Below are 17,745 nucleotides of genomic sequence, written 5' to 3' on the forward strand. Positions count from 1 at the left end.
ATAATGTCAAACGGTTTTTTATAAATTATAAAACTATTTTATGCATGAATGATGCATATTTTCATTGTTTTATATGCAAAATCATATTCACACATACGTATCAAAATACATTGAAAAAGCCGCTCCTAAGAACGGCCTCAGATTGTAGAAAAACTGCTTTACATGATTTCTCGCCAAACCTCAGCGTGTCGACAAATGCTTAGTTTCTAGGCAAAAGCGAGTACCAGCGCGGAGCGTACTTGGGTACGTGAGCAATGGAACGGAGCTTTTAACGACGAAAATGAGTGTTTGTCGACACGCTGGGCCGCTCCTAAGAACGGCCTCACACATTATTTTTATTTATCCGATTTCTTTTTAGCAGCATCCTTCAAATTTTCTGTTGCTTTTTTGACATCAGAAGCTGCTTCTTTTACTTTCCCCTTCGCTTTATCCAAAAGCCCTTCTGCCTGCTTATCTTTGTCACCAGTTACTTTCCCAGTCTCTTCTTTGACTTTACCTGTTAGCTGATCTTTCTTGCCTTTATCATCCACCATTTTCTAACCTCCTTGTATATTCAAACCAGTGAGGCATTAGCAAAAACGTTTCCTCACCTCTATGTAAACCTTACCCTATTAGTTACATATAAAACATAATAAAAGCAATGCCACACTTGGCATCGCTTCTTTTTTAAAACAGATCCGAAAATTCATCCTGCACTTTATTTAAATTCGCAACTTCCACCGAAAAAGTTTCTGCTGCAGCTACGGCTTCTTGAATCAGAGCCTCAAAATCAATAAAACTCTCATAACGCTCTACTTTCTCTAATTTCGGACGTGTTTTTGGAGAAGGCGGCGTAAAAATCGTACAACAATCTTCAAACGGTTGTACCGAAATATCATACGTATCAATAGCTTGAGCAATAGTAATAATTTCATTCTTATCCATTGATACAACTGGGCGAATAATCGGGGTTGTCGTCACATCATTAATCGCTAACATGCTCTCAAGTGTCTGACTCGCGACCTGTCCCAAACTCTCACCATTTACAATCGCTAAACCTTCACGGCGTTGACGTAATGCATCCGTAATCCTAAGCATCATGCGCCGAGTCACCGTCATCGTATAGCCTTCTGGAATCTGCTTTTTAATCATTTCTTGAATCGCAGTAAATGGTACAACATGCATCTGCACCTGGCCGCTGTACTGCGCTAATTTCCCAGCCAAATCAATGGCTTTTTGCTTCGCGCGCTCACTCGTATACGGTGGGCTATGAAAATGCACCGCCTCCAATTCCACACCACGTTTCATGGCCAGGTAACCAGCAACAGGACTATCGATTCCACCAGAAAGCATTAACATCGCGCGACCTGAAGAACTCACTGGTAAACCACCAGCCCCCTGAATCGTCTGACACGACAAGAAAACCCCCTCACTTCGGACGTCCACAAGTAACTTCACATCTGGATTTCTCACATCGACGCGCAAATCATCGATATGCTGCAAAATAAATCCGCCAAGCTCATGATTAATCTCATTCGTATCCAGCTCAAACGAACGATCTGCACGCCGCGTATTGACTTTGAAAGTTCCACCCATCTGATGCATCGCACGAACAAGTGACAATCCAGCTTGCTTCATCTCCTCTAAATCTTGAGCTACTCGAACCGCTGGACTAAAAGACTGAATTCCAAAAATCGGTCGTAACCGCTCCAAAACAACTTGATCGTCTGCACCATTCAATAATAAATACATCCGGTCGCGCTCACCAAAGACTTTCACTTCTGGAAAATCTGCAATCGCTCGCTTCACATTATGCGCTAATTTTTTAATAAACTGCTTCCGATTTCGGCCTTTTGTTGACAATTCGCCGTACCGAACAACTATACGATCATACTTCATCATTTCACCACTTCGTTTAAATTTTTGATAATTGTTTGTATTACTACTATAAAACGCTCTGCCTCAGCCATCGTATTTTGGTAAGATAAACTCACACGAACAGCACCAACAGCCTCTTCATCTGTCACCCGCATTGCCTTCAATGTACTACTAGCAAGTTTGGCACGCGATGAACACGCACTCGTTGTCGAAACATACACCTCATATTCCTCCAACGCATGAACAAGAACTTCCCCTCGATGCCCGACAACTGAAAAACAACAAATATGCGGTGCCGCTTGTTTCTTATCCGTATGAATCGATACTTCTGGAATTTCAGCAAGCGAATCCAACAAATAATCTCTAATCGTTTCCAAATCTGCTACATGTGCCTCCTGGTTTTCCAGTCCAATCCGCAGAGCCTTTGCAAAAGCGACCACCCCAGCTGTATTTTCCGTCCCATTACGCAAGCCAAATTCCTGCCCACCACCATCTAAAAGCGGCAACAACGAAACGCGTTTCTTCTTTATTAAGACACCAGTACCATTCAAACCATGTATCTTATGCCCAGAAATACTTACTAAATCTATTCCAGCAACATCTAGCGCCACCTTCGTTAATCCCTGCACATGATCTACGTGGAAAAAAGTCTGCTCGCGTGTCTTCAAAAGGTCTGCAATCGCTTGAATCGGTTGTAGAGAACCAACTTCATTGTTCACATGCATCACCGAAACTAAAATCGTATCCTCACGAAGCGCCGTTTTCAGATCCTCTACCGATATAATTCCAGTAGCATTTACAGGTAATCGCGTTATTTCAAAGCCTTGCGTCTCTAAATGTTGCATCGTATTTTGAATCGACGGATGCTCAATAGTAGTCGTAATAATATGTTTCCCACGACCACGATAAAAATCCGCAACCCCTTTTAGCGCCATATTGTTGCTTTCTGTTCCACCAGAAGTAAAAATAATTTCTTCAGGCAATACCCCAAGCATTCCCGCCACAAGAATCCGCGCCTGTTCATGCAACTCACTAACCTTCGCTCCATAGCCATGTAACGAAGACGGATTCCCAAAATAGTTCGTCGCTACTTTTGTATAGGTCTCCACACAAGCGTCAAGTGGCTTCGTTGTCGCGCTATTATCAAAATAAATCATCCAAAAAGCCTCCATGCATTAATACTCATTCATTATTTTATCATACGAATTCCCAAAAGAAAAACGCCCTATCCTTCTTCCACGGATTAAGACGTAAATTCTCACTACTCGATTTCCTCTACTTCATCCACATTTATCTTCATTTCATACGCTTTCTCAATTTTCTTAAAAGCACTCGGTTCTACTTTCTCCAATGCTGTCACCGCAAGCTCCAGTGCTTTCTTATATTGATAATCATCGTAAAAATGGTCTTCAGCTTGACGTAATGCAACCGCAAGTTCGGGTGTTTGCAAACGATATCGGTTCGCATACTGAATGACATGTTCCACGATGTGCGCATTCTCTATCATTTCATCCGCTTTTTCAGTCAAGTGAACTAAATCTTCTCGCGCAACTTGCCACTCATGGTTTACTGATTTCATATTTAACGGCTTCTCTTCCAGTTTCTCTTCCAACTTAGAAATCGACTGTTCCATGTGCTCGCATAACGCTAAATAATCCTCTGGCTTACCAGGAAGTCGCTCACGATCTAACTTACGATTCAAATTCAAAATCGCCCGACGCATTCTATCAGCATCTTCTCGCGCCTCCAACTCATCTTTTCGCAATGAGCGCAGTTCTTCTGAAAATGCATCTTGCCCCAAAGAAACACTTGATACAACCGCATCGATTTCCTTTAAAGCATCTTCTGCTGCCGAGTATGCGATTTTCACCTCCGAAAGTCGCTCCGTAACAGCTGCCAATTGCTCTTTTTGTGACTCTAGCTGGCTGGCAATTTTTAAATAGCTTGCTAAATCCTCTTCGGTCACATGATAAGTCTGCTTCACTTCTTTAATCTGTTCTGCCAACGCGTCCGAAACGTCTAGCTGCTTCTCCAACTTCGCTTCCACAACAATACGGTTTTCCTTCACAAAATGGCGCGCCTCAACTTCATGCTCAAGCGTATCATAAAACAAATTGATTTCTGTATGCAATTCAGCCACACCGGCCTCCACGGCTTCAAGCTCTCCTGCCACAATTTTTTCTTTCAAATCAGACACACGGTCGCTCATTCGCCCTAATTCCGCGGCTAATTGTAACTGCTCCAAAAAATAGCCTTGATGAACCATTTCGTCATAACCAGCTTGTAATTTGTCCATCTCCTCTGGCAAAATAACATCGCTCTCACGAAGCAATACAGGGATTTTCTCCAACCTTATCGCTAACTTCTCGAGATCATGCTGCACATTGAGCACCGTTTCGCGCGCTTCCAAATAGTCCCCTTGATCTGTCAACATATCGAATCGGTTCAAGTTCTCCGCAATCGTATCTAACTCGCCTTCCACACCATGTAGCGCATCACCCAGTTTATAACCATTACTCAAAACTTCGCGTCGCAACGTCGTAAACTTATCTTTTGCCATCCGAATATCCTGCGCATTGCGTTCTTCACTAGCTAGCAATTCCTTCAAACCTCGCAAAATTTGCTTCATTTGCGTATCAATTTCATGAATTACCTGTTCCACCTGGTTTTCCATCTGCGTTGCTTGGCGGAACTGATAACGATCCGTATGTTGCTCCGCGCTAAGAATATACTCCTCTAAGTTGGGAAATAACTTCGTCGCAATGTCATCCCACGAGTCACGCCAAGACTCAAACAAGTCCTCCGTCTGTCCAGTAAGTCTCAACTTCTTCACCTTCGTAAGTTCATCGATCACAGGACGCTCCATCAATTCTATTTTTTGCGCTTCAAGCTCATTGATTCGTTGATAATGCTTTTTCTTCATTATGTATCCAACTGCAAAAACAACGGCCACAATAACTACAAAGCCGACTAAATACCAAACAAACATGTTTTTTCCTCCTATTATCCCATTATCTCTATTTTTTAAATCGATTCATTAAGTACAAATAACAAATCCATGCTATACTGATTCATTATACACATACACTATTCTAACACGATTCCGCTGTATTTGCCTTATTTAAAACCAAAAATAATGAAAAAGTGGTGAAAAAAATGATTGAAATTCCAAAATTCACTGGAACTAAAGCAGAAAATTATCAATTATGCGTCAAACAAGTCGAAGCAATGATAGCTGGAGAACCTAATTTCATTGCCAATATCAGCAACGTGTCGGCGCTCTTAAACCAAGCATTAACCAACATTAACTGGGTGGGCTTCTATTTATATGAAGAAGTAAGCAATCAGCTCGTTCTCGGACCATTTCAGGGTCTACCTGCGTGTATCCGTATCCCGCTAGGTCGTGGCGTTTGCGGAAGTGCTGCCTTGGAGCAAAAAACCTATATGGTGCAAAACGTTCATGACTTTCCAGGACATATCGCCTGTGATGCCGCATCCAACTCGGAGATTGTCATCCCCATTGTCCACGATGGAAAATTGCTCGGTGTTTTAGATGTCGATAGCCCCTCTTTAAATCGATTTGACGAAACCGATCAGCAATACTTAGAGCAAATAGTCAACATTTTAAAAGCATCTATACAATAAAGTTTGACAAGCATATGCAAAATGTACTATACTAGAAAGCGTGTAAAATGCAGCTTGAGTGATGATGAATATGACCGTTGTTTATCCCCGATTTTTTCGTGGTGTATCCTGTAACCTGCTGCTGCAAGGGCGAAGATACATGAAGATAAACTGCACGTATTTGGTTGGTCACACTTGTTTGTTTTATGCTAAAACAAATTTAAAGGAGGAGTCAATCAATGGCTCGTTATACAGGTCCAAGCTGGAAGATTTCCCGTCGTTTGGGATTATCACTTTCAGGAACAGGTAAAGAATTAGAACGTCGTCCGTATGCTCCAGGGCAACACGGTCCGACACAACGTAAAAAAAATCTCTGAGTACGGTTTACAACAAGCAGAGAAACAAAAATTACGTCACATGTACGGTTTAACAGAACGTCAATTCAAAAACACGTTCGTAAAAGCTGGCAAATTACAAGGTAAGCACGGTGAGAACTTCATGATCTTACTTGAACAACGCCTTGACAACGTAGTATATCGTTTAGGTCTTGCTCGCACTCGTCGTGCAGCACGTCAATTAGTAAACCACGGTCACATTTTAGTAGATTCAAAACGCGTAGACATCCCATCTTACCAAGTTTCACCTGGTCAAGTAATCAGTGTTCGCGAAAAATCTCTTAAATTGTCAGCAATCGCTGAGAGCTTAGATGTGGCGGCATTCGTGCCTGAATACCTAACTTTCGACGCTGAGAAATTGACAGGTACATTAAGCCGCCTGCCAGAACGCTCAGAATTACATGCTGAAATCAACGAAGCATTTATCGTAGAATTCTATTCACGTTAATCACTCAAAAACATCTGATGCAACAGACATCAGATGTTTTTTTGTAACAAAAACCCCGACATAAAATTATGCCAGAGTTCCCTCTTCTATATATATTTTCTCATCGTAATATCGACTATTTCAAACCCCATTTTCTTATACACATGGACTGCCCGCTTATTATGTGCAAAGGCATGCAACGAAATCTCGGTAATACCTCGTTCTCTTGCCTGCTCTTCTAACAACTCCAGCAACGCACTTCCAAGACCTTTGTTCTGAAATGCTTCAAAAATTAGGATATCGTAAATAAAATAAGTTTTTTCCTCTTGAAAAACCCATAGCGTCCCGATACATTCCTCTCCTCGCATGACTTTCCATAGAAAATGATTCTTAGTCCGAACACCGTCTGGAAGTAGCTCCATCGTTGTCATTCTCGCTTTAAATAAAGCTTCTTCGCGCGCCCATATCCCAGCATCCGCTTGATCTTTCGCATAACCAACACTAAGTGACTCAGCAAAATCCGCAAAATGCTCTTTTGCCATAGGAGTTAAGTGTAACTTCTCAGACATAACGCACCAAGAAATATTTTTTCTTACCACGACGAACAATAGTAAAGCGATTTTCCACACGATCTGCTTTCGTCACAACTTTCTCAAGTTCTTGTACGCGTTCACCATTAATATAGATTGCGCCGTTTCCAATATCTTCGCGTGATTGGCGCTTTGAAGGTTCAATACCTAGCTCCACTAACCAATCAACAAGCAGTTTCTCCTCTTGCCCCGCTTCAAATGTTGGGACGTCCTTAAACCCTTGCTCAATCTCATCAGCCGTTAACACTTTTACATCCCCACTAAATAACGCTTCTGAAATTTTAATAGCCTGATCTAGCGCAGCTTGCCCATGAATAAAGCGTGTCATTTCAGCTGCTAAAGAGCGTTGCGCAGCACGGCGATGTGGCTCTAATTTTACAGCTGATTCTAAATCGCTAATTTCTCCTTGATCTAAGAACGTGAAGTATTTCAAGTATTTCACAACATCACGATCATCTGTATTAATCCAGAACTGATAAAACTCGTATGGTGTTGTTTTTTCTGGGTTCAGCCAAATCGCACCACCCTCTGTCTTACCAAATTTCGTGCCGTCTGCTTTCGTTAGCAACGGAATCGTCAAACCAAATGCCTTTGAGCCCTCACCCTGTTTTTTACGAATTAAATCAAGTCCAGCTGTAATATTTCCCCATTGGTCGCTACCACCAATTTGCAAGCGACAATTGTGATTTTCATACAGTTCATTGTAATCCATTGCCTGTAAAATTTGGTACGAAAATTCCGTGAACGAAATCCCTACCTCTAAACGATTAGCTACAATATCTTTCGCTAACATCGTGTTTACGTTGAAATTTTTACCGAAATCCCGCAAAAAGTCTAGTACTGTCAAATCTTTTGTCCAGTCATAGTTATTCACCATAATCGCACCATTGTCACCAGAAAAATCAAAAATCGTTTCAAGCTGACTACGCAGGCTCTCCACGTTTTTATTTACTTGTTCAATCGATTGTAATTGACGCTCTTCTTTCTTACCACTTGGGTCACCAATCGATCCTGTCGCACCACCAACTAAAATAATTGGTCGATGCCCCTTGTTTTGGAAACGACGCAAAATCATGAATGGAATTAAATGCCCGATATGCATCGAATCGCCGGTTGGATCAATACCACAGTACAAAGAAATGGATTCCTTTTCCGTTAATTCGCGAAGTCCCTCTTCATCTGTTTGCTGGTAAATAGCACCGCGCCACTCTAGTTCATCAATAATATTCATCTCAAACTCACTCCTTCTCATGATTAAAACAAAAAAGCCCCTTCCGTCAATTGACGAAGGGACGCAAAATATACGTGGTACCACCCAACTTAGGAAAAAATTTTCCTCACTTCATTAAGATAACGGCAAAAACCGTTTGCAAATGCAAATATGCTCCGGGATGTAATTCGTCCAACTCATTTGTACTGGTTTACAGCGACCACCAGCTCTCTTTTAACAGGGATCAGCGACTACTTCGTCCGTTCATAGCTTTTCGATATAATATTGTACTTCTATTTTTAACATAGCCCGAAACAGATGTCAAGATGTACAGTTGAAAAAGCCGAGCAAATCCATTACTGATCTACTCGACTTTTTCGTGAATTTTAACGTGTTGTTCCGCGCATTTTTTCGCTATGAGGTAAAATAACTGTTTTTTCTTCTACCTCTTCATTGGCCATCAACTTCGTCAATAAGCGCATAGCAACGGCACCAATATCATAGAGTGGTTGAACTACTGTGGATAACTGCGGGCGCGCCATCAATGTCAATTTTGTATTATTTGATGTCACGATTTCAAGTTCTTCTGGTACTTTCACACCAGCGTCAAGCGCCGCGTTCAAAACACCCATCGCCAATTCGTCATCCGCCACATAAATCGCGTCAGGAGTTGCTTTCAAGCTACTTAATTGTGCCCAAGCTTTCACACCAGCTTCATAATTATAAGCCGCCTCTAGCACATAATCTTCATTAAATTTAATTTTAGCCTCTTTCAGCGCTTCACGATAACCGCCCAATTTTAACTCACTATTTACCGGCTCATCCAAAGAGCCACTAATGAACGCTACTTTTTTATGACCATTCTTTGTAAAGCGGGACACAGCCTCATAGCTCGCTTGTTTGTAATCAATATTAACCGATGCAATTTTATTCGCTGCGTCCACAGAACCTGCCAAAACAACAGGCGCAGGTGACCGATCAAATTCTTCTTGTAATTGCTCCGATATACGCTCTCCCATATAAATAATACCATCCACTTGCTTGCCAAGTAACGTATTCAACACTTGCAATTCCTTATCTTCATTTTCATCAGAATTACTAAGAATAATATTATATTTATACATCGTTGCGATATCTTCAATCCCACGCGCCAACTCCGCATAAAATACATTCGAAATATCAGGAATCATCACACCAACCGTTGTTGTCTTCTTACTTGCTAAGCCTCTAGCAACAGCATTCGGGCGGTATCCCAACTGTTTAATAACGTCCAAAACTTTCTTTCTAGTCACCGGCTTCACATTAGGGTTCCCATTAACAACACGAGAAACTGTTGCCATCGAAACATTTGCCTCACGCGCCACATCGTAAATTGTTATATTCATTCATTTCACTCTCCACATTCATTTATTTTAACAGTTAGCCATATGTAACCATTGTAAACGTAAACAACCTTGCCTACACTTAATAATACGATAGTTTTTTTCGTTATGCAATTGTTTTCACTTATTATTTACATTACTAAAAATTCAGAAGAAAGCGTTTTATTTAATCACTTCGCTATAAATCAAGAAAATCCCTTCTCATAGCAAATGTATTCCCTTACATATTTTCCAATATATCGGACTCTCTTAATTTTAAACACAAAAAAAGCAATCAGGAAATCATTTCCTAACTACTTCATTTACTTTAAAAAACGAATTTCCCACCAAACCTCAGCGAGCCGACAAATGATTAGATCCTAGGCAAAAGCGAGTACCGAAGCGGAGCATACTAGTGTATGTGAGCATCGGAGCACAGCTTTTAACGACGGAGATGATTATTTGTCGGCTCGCTGAGAGACTTACTGGATGTTGGAAGGGACTAACTTCGATTTTAAAATCTCTTCCCAAAATGCGTCGAATTCTTTCAAGTCCATTTGTTGTGCTGAATCAGATAGCGCGACTGCTGGATCTGGATGCACTTCTGCCATCACACCATCTGCTCCAATCGCAAGAGCTGCTTTGGCACATGGAAGTAATAAATCTTTACGCCCAGTGGAATGCGTTACATCGACCATCACCGGTAAATGCGTTTCTTGCTTCAAAATCGGAACAGCAGAAATGTCTAATGTATTCCGTGTTGCTTTTTCGTACGTACGAATACCACGTTCACAAAGGATAATTTGATCGTTACCCTGCGCCATAATATACTCGGCAGCACCAACAAATTCTTCAATCGTTGCAGACAGACCGCGTTTTAGTAGAACTGGTTTGTCTACTTGCCCCACTGCTTTTAGGAGTTCAAAGTTTTGCATGTTCCGAGCACCGATTTGAATCACGTCAATATGATCTAACGCCGCGTCAATATCACGCGGTGTCACAATCTCACTAATAACCCCAAGACCAAACTCATCAGCTACACGTTTTAAGATTTGTAACCCTTCCAAACCAAGTCCTTGGAAATCATACGGACTTGTACGCGGCTTAAACGCACCACCTCTAAGCAATTTCAGTCCTTTATCACGAACGGCTCCAGCTACAGTCGCTACTTGTTCATAAGACTCAACCGAACAAGGACCAAATACGAAGGTCGGCGTGCCATTCCCAATTGGTACGCCATTCACATTGACAATTGTATCTTCTTTTTTATTTTTACGCGAAACAAGCAATGCTTTGGAATTATCGTCTTCTTGTAACTCTAAACCAGCCTTGAAAATTTCTTTAAATAGCTTCTCAATCGTGCTATCTTCAAAAGGACCTTTATTTGCGTCTGTAATTGCATTTAGCATCTGGCGTTCGCGAACGGGATCAAATCGAATAACACCTTGCATCCCTTTAATTTTACCAATTTCTTGTACTAAATTCGCTCGCTTGTTGATAGCCTCCAAAACCTCTATGTTTAAGCTATCTACTTGTGCACGCAACTCTTCCAAATTTGGATTTCCCATGATTTTGCCACCTCTCCAATTTCCCTGTACATCTTTTTACAGTATATTTTATCATTATAGATGAAAATGATTCATTTGTCACCATATCGCTTTCCTACTTAAGCGCTTTTAAGTGTTAAAGCGAACAATATAGATTAATACTAACATCCTGTACTTATAATTGCAAGTTAATTTTTCATAAAATAACGATAGGTAAGAAAAAAAGGTTATAAACAAAGTGCCATTACACCTCACCTATAACCTAGATTCTATTTTTTTTAATTCTTTTTTCGCGTCATGTACAATTTTTTTCTGTTTTATTTTTTGCTGTTTCAGAAGCTTCTTTCACTTCTTCTTTTGATTTATCAGCAGCTTGTTTCACGTCATCGCGAGCATCTTTAGCTTCAGATTTGAACGTTTCACCAGCTTTTTGCGCAACTTGTTTCGTTGCTTCAAAACCTGCAGATGCTGTCTCTTTCACTGATTTTGTTTGCTTTGAAACCGTTTCGTAAAGCTGACCTGATTTATCTTTTACTACTCCAACAAATTCAGAAGCCGAGTCAACAAGAGCCGCTTTCTTATCTTTAGCTACATTGCCAATTTCAATACCTTTTTCATAGGCAACATCTTTCCATTGTGCACCTTTTTCTTTCATCACATCTACTTGTTCATGTAAATCCCCGCGTAGTTCTTTACCTGATTTTGGCGCTAAAAGAAGTGCCGTTACTGAACCTACGATACCACCAATTAAGCCACCAATTAGAAAATCTTTTACGTTAATACCATCTTTTCCAGACATATATTTTCCCTCCATCTTCTTTTATAAATTTATCGTTTCTTCTTTTGCCTCTGCTGCAGCTTGTTTAGCAACTTTATTTGCCTTCATTTTATCACGGAATGACAAAATAGAGTTACTAAAAGATACGGCTTGTACGATTTTCGCCTCATTTGTGTGGACTTTATTCGTTGCAAGCGTTGCTAGTTCACGAACGGATTGGCTTAGCCCTAAAAGGGATACACCGATATCTCCAACTGCATCGAATACTGGGTCAACTTTTGCCACTTTACCGTTAATATCTTCAAGAAGATCATTCGTTTTGCTCATTAATTTCTCGGCCTGGTCAGTAATCCCCTTTACTTCACCAGTCATTTCCTCAAGCGATTTGGCTACTTCATCCATTGTTTTCGAGGTTGATTTAAGCGTCATACCTAGATAAACAGCAATGACAAGTAGCGCGATTGCAGCAATCAAAGCCGCAATGTACAAAATTATTTCCACCTTTTCCACACCTCCACCATATATCTAACTACTGTACCCCTAATGCCTCTATGTAAAACGGCCATTTTGAAAAGTGGGTTGTCTTCATTTTAGCAAGATTACGCGAAAAAGGAAAGCAAAATAGCATTGGTCAATAGATATATTCTTTTTGGAAGCATATTTATTCAATTTGGAGTAAACTATAAGAATGCCACAAAACGGTGGAAAAAATGAAATGGAGTGATTTTCTTGAAAGATCCGCGTATTGAAAAACTAGCGTATAACTTGATCAACTATTCTGTAAGCCTACAACCAGGTGAAAAAGTACTTATTGAAAAATTTCGGTGTGCAAAAAGAATTAGTGACCTCACTCATTGCCGAAGCCTACAAAGCTGGAGGATTCCCGTTTGTATCCTTGAAAGAGCCACAAATCGATCGCGAAATGATGCTTGGAGCAAATCCAGAACAGTATGCGAAGATTGCTGAGTTTGAAGGCAATGTGATGAAAGAAATGGACGCTTACATCGGCCTACGCGCTGGGGATAACATCAATGAATTATCAGATGTTCCTGCTGAGAAATTGAAAATAAATGGTGAAACGGTCGGAAAAATGCATACAAATATTCGTGTGAAGCAAACGAAATGGGTTGTCTTGCGTTATCCAAGCTCTTCTATGGCACAACTTTCTAAAATGAGCACAGTTGGTTTTGAAGACTTTTATTTCCAAGTTTGCACGCTTGATTACAGCAAAATGGGTGAAGCGATGGAAAGTCTCGTGACGTTGATGAATCAAACAGACCGCGTCCGACTCGTTGGAGAAGGCACAGACTTGCATTTTTCAATAAAAGATATCCCTGCTATCAAATGTGCTGGTCAGCTAAATATTCCTGATGGCGAGGTTTATACGGCTCCTGTGCGTGATTCGATTAACGGCACTATCACATACAATACACCATCTCCTTATCAAGGCTTTGTCTTTGAAAATGTTTCCTTCACATTTGAGAATGGGAAAATTGTAAAAGCAACTGCAAATGATACCGAACGTATTAACAAAATATTGGATACAGATGAAGGTGCTCGTTTTATTGGCGAATTCGCAATCGGTGTCAATCCTTTTATCCATGAGCCAATGCAAGATATTCTATTCGATGAAAAAATTGAAGGGAGTTTCCATTTCACGCCTGGTCAATGTTACGATGAAGCACCAAATGGCAATAACTCAGCAATTCACTGGGATCTTGTGAACATCCAACGCCCAGAATACGGTGGTGGCGAAATTTACTTTGATGATATTCTAATTCGCAAAGATGGTCGTTTCGTTATTCCCGAACTTGAAAAATTGAATCCAGAAAACTTAATATAACCACAAAAAAGGAATCCCATCATCTAGGGACTCCTTTTTAGTTTTAATACCTATTAATTTATCGCTCGCTTCTCTTCCACCAATTCCACGCCGGTATCAAGAACGCGTTCATATGCTGCTTGGAATTTCTGAACATCTCCTGCTCCCATGAATAGAATCACTGCATCTGGAAACGCTAGCAACCCTTCTGTATGTTGTTCTTGAATTACGTGATTACCTTTAGTTTTCGCTGCTAAATCTTGAATTGTTAATGTACCGCGATTTTCGCGGGCGGAACCGAAAATATCACATAAATATACTTCATCTGCTAAATTTAAGCTATCGGCAAAACCTTGTAAGAATGCTTGTGTACGGGTAAAGGTATGTGGTTGGAATACAGCAACTACTTTGCGATTTGGATATTTTTGGCGCGCCGCGTTTACTGTTGCACGAATTTCAGAAGGATGGTGCGCGTAGTCGTCCACTAACACTTGATTCTTTTTCTCCGTAATGCTGAAACGGCGCTTCACGCCTTCAAAAGTTCGTAATTCTCTCGCTACATCAGCCGCTAAAATATTCTCAAAGGCGCTAACTGCTATCACACTAAGCGCATTGAGCACATTATGATCACCATAAGTCGGGATTACGAAATTACCATACATTTCGCCATTGCGATACACATCAAATGTTGATCCCGTTGTTTCTTTCACAATATTTTTAGCTTGGAATTCGTTATCCTCTCCAAAGCCGAAATAAATGACTGGTATATCCAATTTCAAACGACGCAATTGCTTGTCATCACCTAAGGCAAAAACAGCTTTCTTCACCTGTTTTCCAAAAGATTCGAACGCACTAAAAACGTCGTCCTCACTCTTGAAATAATCAGGATGATCCCAATCAATATTCGTCATAATCGCGTATGTTGGGGAATAAGCCAAGAAATGACGTTGATATTCGCACGCCTCTAAAGCAAAATACTTAGCATCAGGGTTTCCTTTTCCAGTTCCATCGCCAATTAAATAAGATGTCGGGCGTAGCTCTTCCAAGACATGCGAAAGAAGACCTGTCGTCGATGTTTTCCCATGCGACCCAGTAATAGCAATGCTCGTATAACCTTCAATTAATTGTCCTAAAAACTTGTGGTAACGAATCACTGGCAAGTTCATGTCCATCGCTTTTTTTATTTCCGGATGCTCGTCTTTAAACGCATTTCCAGCAATGATTGTTAAACCTTCATGAATGTTGTCCTCAGAAAACGGTAAAATCTCAATACCATCTTCCTCTAATACCTTTTGTGTAAAGAAATATTTCTCAACATCGCTTCCTTGCACGGTGAAACCTTTATCAAACATAATTTGAGCCAGTGCACTCATACCTGACCCTTTAATCCCAACAAAATGATACGTCGTCATTAATTGAACCCCCAGAATTTTAATCTTTGAAGAGGTAGCCTAAAAAATAGTGTGGTGCCCGTAAAAAAAAGCATTTTCATTATTTTTATCATTTCTAGACATCTTCTTGTGTTACAGTTTAAACGTGTGTTTGATGTTCATCTACGTTGCTAACTGAAAAATCTCACTAGGTAATTATAGCACTTTATTCTCCATTAAGAAATCCTTGCAGAAAATTTATATCTAAGGACTTATATTTTTGCTGTTTTAAACGAAATAAAGTATTTATTTATACGCTAATAGAACTAGTGATGTATTAATTATCACGTATTTTTTCTAATTGTTCTCGAGTGATAATAACATCACGCGGTTTGGAGCCATTAGTTTCTGAAACAATGCTATGCTTTTCAAGCGCCTCCATCAATCGCGCCGCGCGATTGTAGCCAATGCGAAAGTGACGTTGTAAAAGCGATGTAGAGGCACCATTTTGCGCCAATACAAAATCACACGCCTCATCAAACAAGTCATCCTCTTCCTCTTTGGCAATTTCGCGTTCTAAAAGTTCTTCTTGTTTGAACAGGTAATTCGGTTCTGCTTGATTGCGTACGTGAGCGATGACAGTATCAATTTCCTGATCACCAACATATGTGCCCTGCAAACGAACTGGTTTAGACGATCCGCTTGGCAAAAAGAGCATGTCCCCTTTTCCAAGCAGTTTCTCGGCGCCCCCCGTATCGATAATCGTTCTCGAGTCAATTTGAGAGGATACAGAGAACGAAACACGAGTCGGGATATTCGCTTTAATCAACCCTGTTATAACATCTACAGAAGGTCGTTGCGTCGCGACAATCATATGAATCCCACAAGCCCTTGCTTTTTGAGCAATGCGACTAATTGCTTCTTCTACATCATTTGGCGCTACCATCATTAAATCAGCCAATTCATCGATAATAATCAAAATGTACGGTAATTTCTCACCAGAATGTTCTGGATGAGAAGAATATTCGTTAAATTTCTCCATATTACGAACACCTGCGTGTGAAAATAGCTGATACCTACGCTCCATCTCTTCCACTGCCCATTTGAGAGCGGCTGTTGCAGCTTTGGCATCTGTAATAACCGGACTCACAAGATGCGGGATGCGATTATAAGGAGCAAGCTCAACCATCTTAGGATCGATAAGCAATAGCTTCAACTCGTCCGGCGTTGCTTTATAAAGCAAGCTAATAAGTAATGAATTGATGCACACACTTTTACCTGAACCCGTCGCACCAGCAATTAATCCATGAGGCATCGTTTGCAAATCAGTCACAATCGGCATACCTGAAATATCAAGTCCTAACGCCGCCGTTAAAGGGGATTTACTCGCTTGAAACGCCTGACTATTCATAATTTCTGATAGCATCACAGGACGGCTTGTTTCATTTGGAATTTCAATACCAATCGTACTTTTACCTGGAATCGGCGCCTCTATTCGAATATCCTTTGCAGCTAAATTCAATTTAATGTCATCCGTCAAATTCGTGATTTTACTAACTTTCACGCCTTTTTCCGGCTGCACTTCAAACCGGGTTACAGCTGGACCTTGTGTCACATTCACAACTTTTGCAGACACATTAAAATTCTCAAGCGTCTCGTTTAAAAGTTCTTCTTGAAAAGCTAACCATTCCTCATCTGCACTTTCAAAGACTGGCGGTTTTAGTAAATCAAGTGATGGAAAATAATAGCCACTTGCATCTTCTCCTAGATGTTGCTCCACAGGAAAGATAGGGTCTGGAGCTATCGCTGATTTTTCTGTCTCCACGATCATATCAGGTTCTTTTTTAATGACTTCTTTTTTCTGCTCAACATGTTGTTTGTCTTGATTCACCATCATAACGTTAAAAGGAATTCTAGTTTTAGGCGGTGCTTGCTTATCCTTTTTCGGTTTTGGTGCTTCATGGATAAGATCGATACGTTGCGGTGCCATAACCTCTTCCTGTATAGCTTTTATTTCAGGTTCCTCTATAACTGGCGAAACAGCTTCCTGCTCTGTTACATCTTCTAAAATAGCTACTTCTTCACTAACAAACGCTTCCACAACCGGTTCAGCCTCCACAACAAGCTGCTCCACTACATCAGGAGTTGCCTCACTTGCCTCTGCCTCTTGTGTAATATCAAACTCAAAACGGCTTGGTCGTTTTTGAAAAGCAAAGACTGGCGAAGGGACATCGGTTGGTCTAAATGGCCTTTTCTTCTCGAACTTCGGTATTTCATTGTTTGTTTTAGAACGAGGTGTTTGATTCGGCATCGGTATCTTATGTAAAACCGGTTTACTGTCTATTTTCTGTCCATCAGGAATAAGCGGAAAGCGGAACTCACCTTTTGGATATTGATACATCACTTTTGCTTGAACTTCGCGTTTTTGCTTCATTGATTGCGTATTTTCACGAAAATTATCTACTTTTCTTTCGACTTTATTCACTGCCGTTAATTGGGGTGTTGGCGCTGATTGTGCCTTTTCTTTCGGCTTAGCTACTTCTATTTCCTCATACTCCGCATCGCGATCAGCGAAGAAAAAATCTTTGAACCATCCCATTATTTATCACTACCTAATTTATTTTTTATCCGTTTCTTAAACTGATTCTAACAGAGAAAATCAGATAAAGCTACGATGAATGTACTGTAAAAATAATACATGTTCAAAAAACAGCTTAAAAAGGCTATGTCCAAGCATTTCATCGTATATAACTTAAACTTATGC

General features: G+C 40.5%; 13 protein-coding genes, 2 pseudogenes and 1 other annotated feature. Of the genes and pseudogenes, 3 read left to right on the forward strand and 12 right to left on the reverse strand.

Annotated features, from left to right (window positions below):
- Positions 1-335: 335 nt before the first annotated feature.
- The 4 genes from PROCOU_RS11210 to PROCOU_RS11225 all read right to left on the reverse strand — a co-directional run bounded on the left by PROCOU_RS11210 (position 336) and on the right by PROCOU_RS11225 (position 4,846).
- Entirely contained in the window at positions 336-533 is a 198-nt protein-coding gene (locus PROCOU_RS11210; RefSeq protein WP_208293612.1) for a CsbD family protein, read from the reverse strand.
- A gap of 133 nt (positions 534-666) precedes the next feature.
- A complete protein-coding gene (thiI, locus tag PROCOU_RS11215; RefSeq protein WP_036072467.1) occupies positions 667-1,878 on the reverse strand; it encodes a tRNA uracil 4-sulfurtransferase ThiI in 1,212 nt (403 codons plus the stop codon).
- Positions 1,878-3,014 carry a cysteine desulfurase family protein gene (locus PROCOU_RS11220; RefSeq protein WP_036072469.1) on the reverse strand — a complete coding sequence of 379 codons (1,137 nt, stop codon included), beginning with the start codon at positions 3,012-3,014 and terminating at the stop codon, positions 1,878-1,880. The genes thiI and PROCOU_RS11220 overlap by 1 nt, the downstream gene beginning before the upstream one ends.
- A gap of 104 nt (positions 3,015-3,118) precedes the next feature.
- Positions 3,119-4,846 carry a septation ring formation regulator EzrA gene (locus PROCOU_RS11225; protein ID WP_036072471.1) on the reverse strand — a complete coding sequence of 576 codons (1,728 nt, stop codon included), beginning with the start codon at positions 4,844-4,846 and terminating at the stop codon, positions 3,119-3,121.
- Between the two features lie 167 nt (positions 4,847-5,013).
- On the opposite strand from PROCOU_RS11225, the gene PROCOU_RS11230 reads away from it, so the two are divergent.
- Together PROCOU_RS11230 and rpsD are read left to right on the forward strand one after the other, a co-directional pair.
- Entirely contained in the window at positions 5,014-5,502 is a 489-nt protein-coding gene (locus PROCOU_RS11230; protein ID WP_036072473.1) for a GAF domain-containing protein, read from the forward strand.
- 218 nt (positions 5,503-5,720) lie between these two features.
- Positions 5,721-6,324: pseudogene (gene rpsD, locus PROCOU_RS11235) on the forward strand (30S ribosomal protein S4).
- A gap of 86 nt (positions 6,325-6,410) precedes the next feature.
- Here the strand turns inward: rpsD and PROCOU_RS11240 are convergent.
- From PROCOU_RS11240 to PROCOU_RS11265, 6 genes are all read right to left on the reverse strand, one after another.
- Positions 6,411-6,872 carry a GNAT family N-acetyltransferase gene (locus tag PROCOU_RS11240; RefSeq protein WP_036072476.1) on the reverse strand — a complete coding sequence of 154 codons (462 nt, stop codon included), beginning with the start codon at positions 6,870-6,872 and terminating at the stop codon, positions 6,411-6,413.
- On the reverse strand, positions 6,865-8,124 hold the full coding sequence (gene tyrS, locus PROCOU_RS11245; protein ID WP_036072478.1) for a tyrosine--tRNA ligase: 1,260 nt from the start codon (positions 8,122-8,124) through the stop codon (positions 6,865-6,867). Before tyrS ends, PROCOU_RS11240 begins: the two co-directional genes overlap by 8 nt.
- A gap of 54 nt (positions 8,125-8,178) precedes the next feature.
- Positions 8,179-8,380 (reverse strand) — a binding site (T-box leader).
- A 109-nt stretch (positions 8,381-8,489) separates the two neighbouring features.
- Entirely contained in the window at positions 8,490-9,488 is a 999-nt protein-coding gene (gene ccpA / locus PROCOU_RS11250) for a catabolite control protein A (protein ID WP_036072480.1), read from the reverse strand.
- A 458-nt stretch (positions 9,489-9,946) separates the two neighbouring features.
- Positions 9,947-11,032, reverse strand: a complete 1,086-nt coding sequence (locus tag PROCOU_RS11255; RefSeq protein WP_036072482.1) for a bifunctional 3-deoxy-7-phosphoheptulonate synthase/chorismate mutase — start codon at positions 11,030-11,032, stop codon at positions 9,947-9,949.
- Between the two features lie 274 nt (positions 11,033-11,306).
- Entirely contained in the window at positions 11,307-11,810 is a 504-nt protein-coding gene (locus PROCOU_RS11260; RefSeq protein WP_036072483.1) for a YtxH domain-containing protein, read from the reverse strand.
- A gap of 21 nt (positions 11,811-11,831) precedes the next feature.
- Positions 11,832-12,290 (reverse strand): DUF948 domain-containing protein, encoded by a 459-nt coding sequence (locus PROCOU_RS11265; RefSeq protein ID WP_036072485.1) that lies wholly within the window; start codon positions 12,288-12,290, stop codon positions 11,832-11,834.
- Positions 12,291-12,518: 228 nt separating this feature from the next.
- Here PROCOU_RS11265 and PROCOU_RS11270 point away from each other — a divergent pair.
- Positions 12,519-13,632, forward strand: a pseudogene (locus tag PROCOU_RS11270) (aminopeptidase).
- A gap of 53 nt (positions 13,633-13,685) precedes the next feature.
- Here PROCOU_RS11270 and murC read toward each other — a convergent pair.
- On the reverse strand, positions 13,686-15,023 hold the full coding sequence (murC, locus tag PROCOU_RS11275; RefSeq protein WP_036072487.1) for a UDP-N-acetylmuramate--L-alanine ligase: 1,338 nt from the start codon (positions 15,021-15,023) through the stop codon (positions 13,686-13,688).
- A gap of 295 nt (positions 15,024-15,318) precedes the next feature.
- Positions 15,319-17,580, reverse strand: a complete 2,262-nt coding sequence (locus PROCOU_RS11280; protein ID WP_036072489.1) for a DNA translocase FtsK — start codon at positions 17,578-17,580, stop codon at positions 15,319-15,321.
- Positions 17,581-17,745 lie beyond the last annotated feature (165 nt).

Source organism: Listeria rocourtiae FSL F6-920 (genome assembly GCF_000525975.1).
Taxonomy (GTDB): Bacteria; Bacillota; Bacilli; order Lactobacillales; family Listeriaceae; genus Listeria_A; species Listeria_A rocourtiae.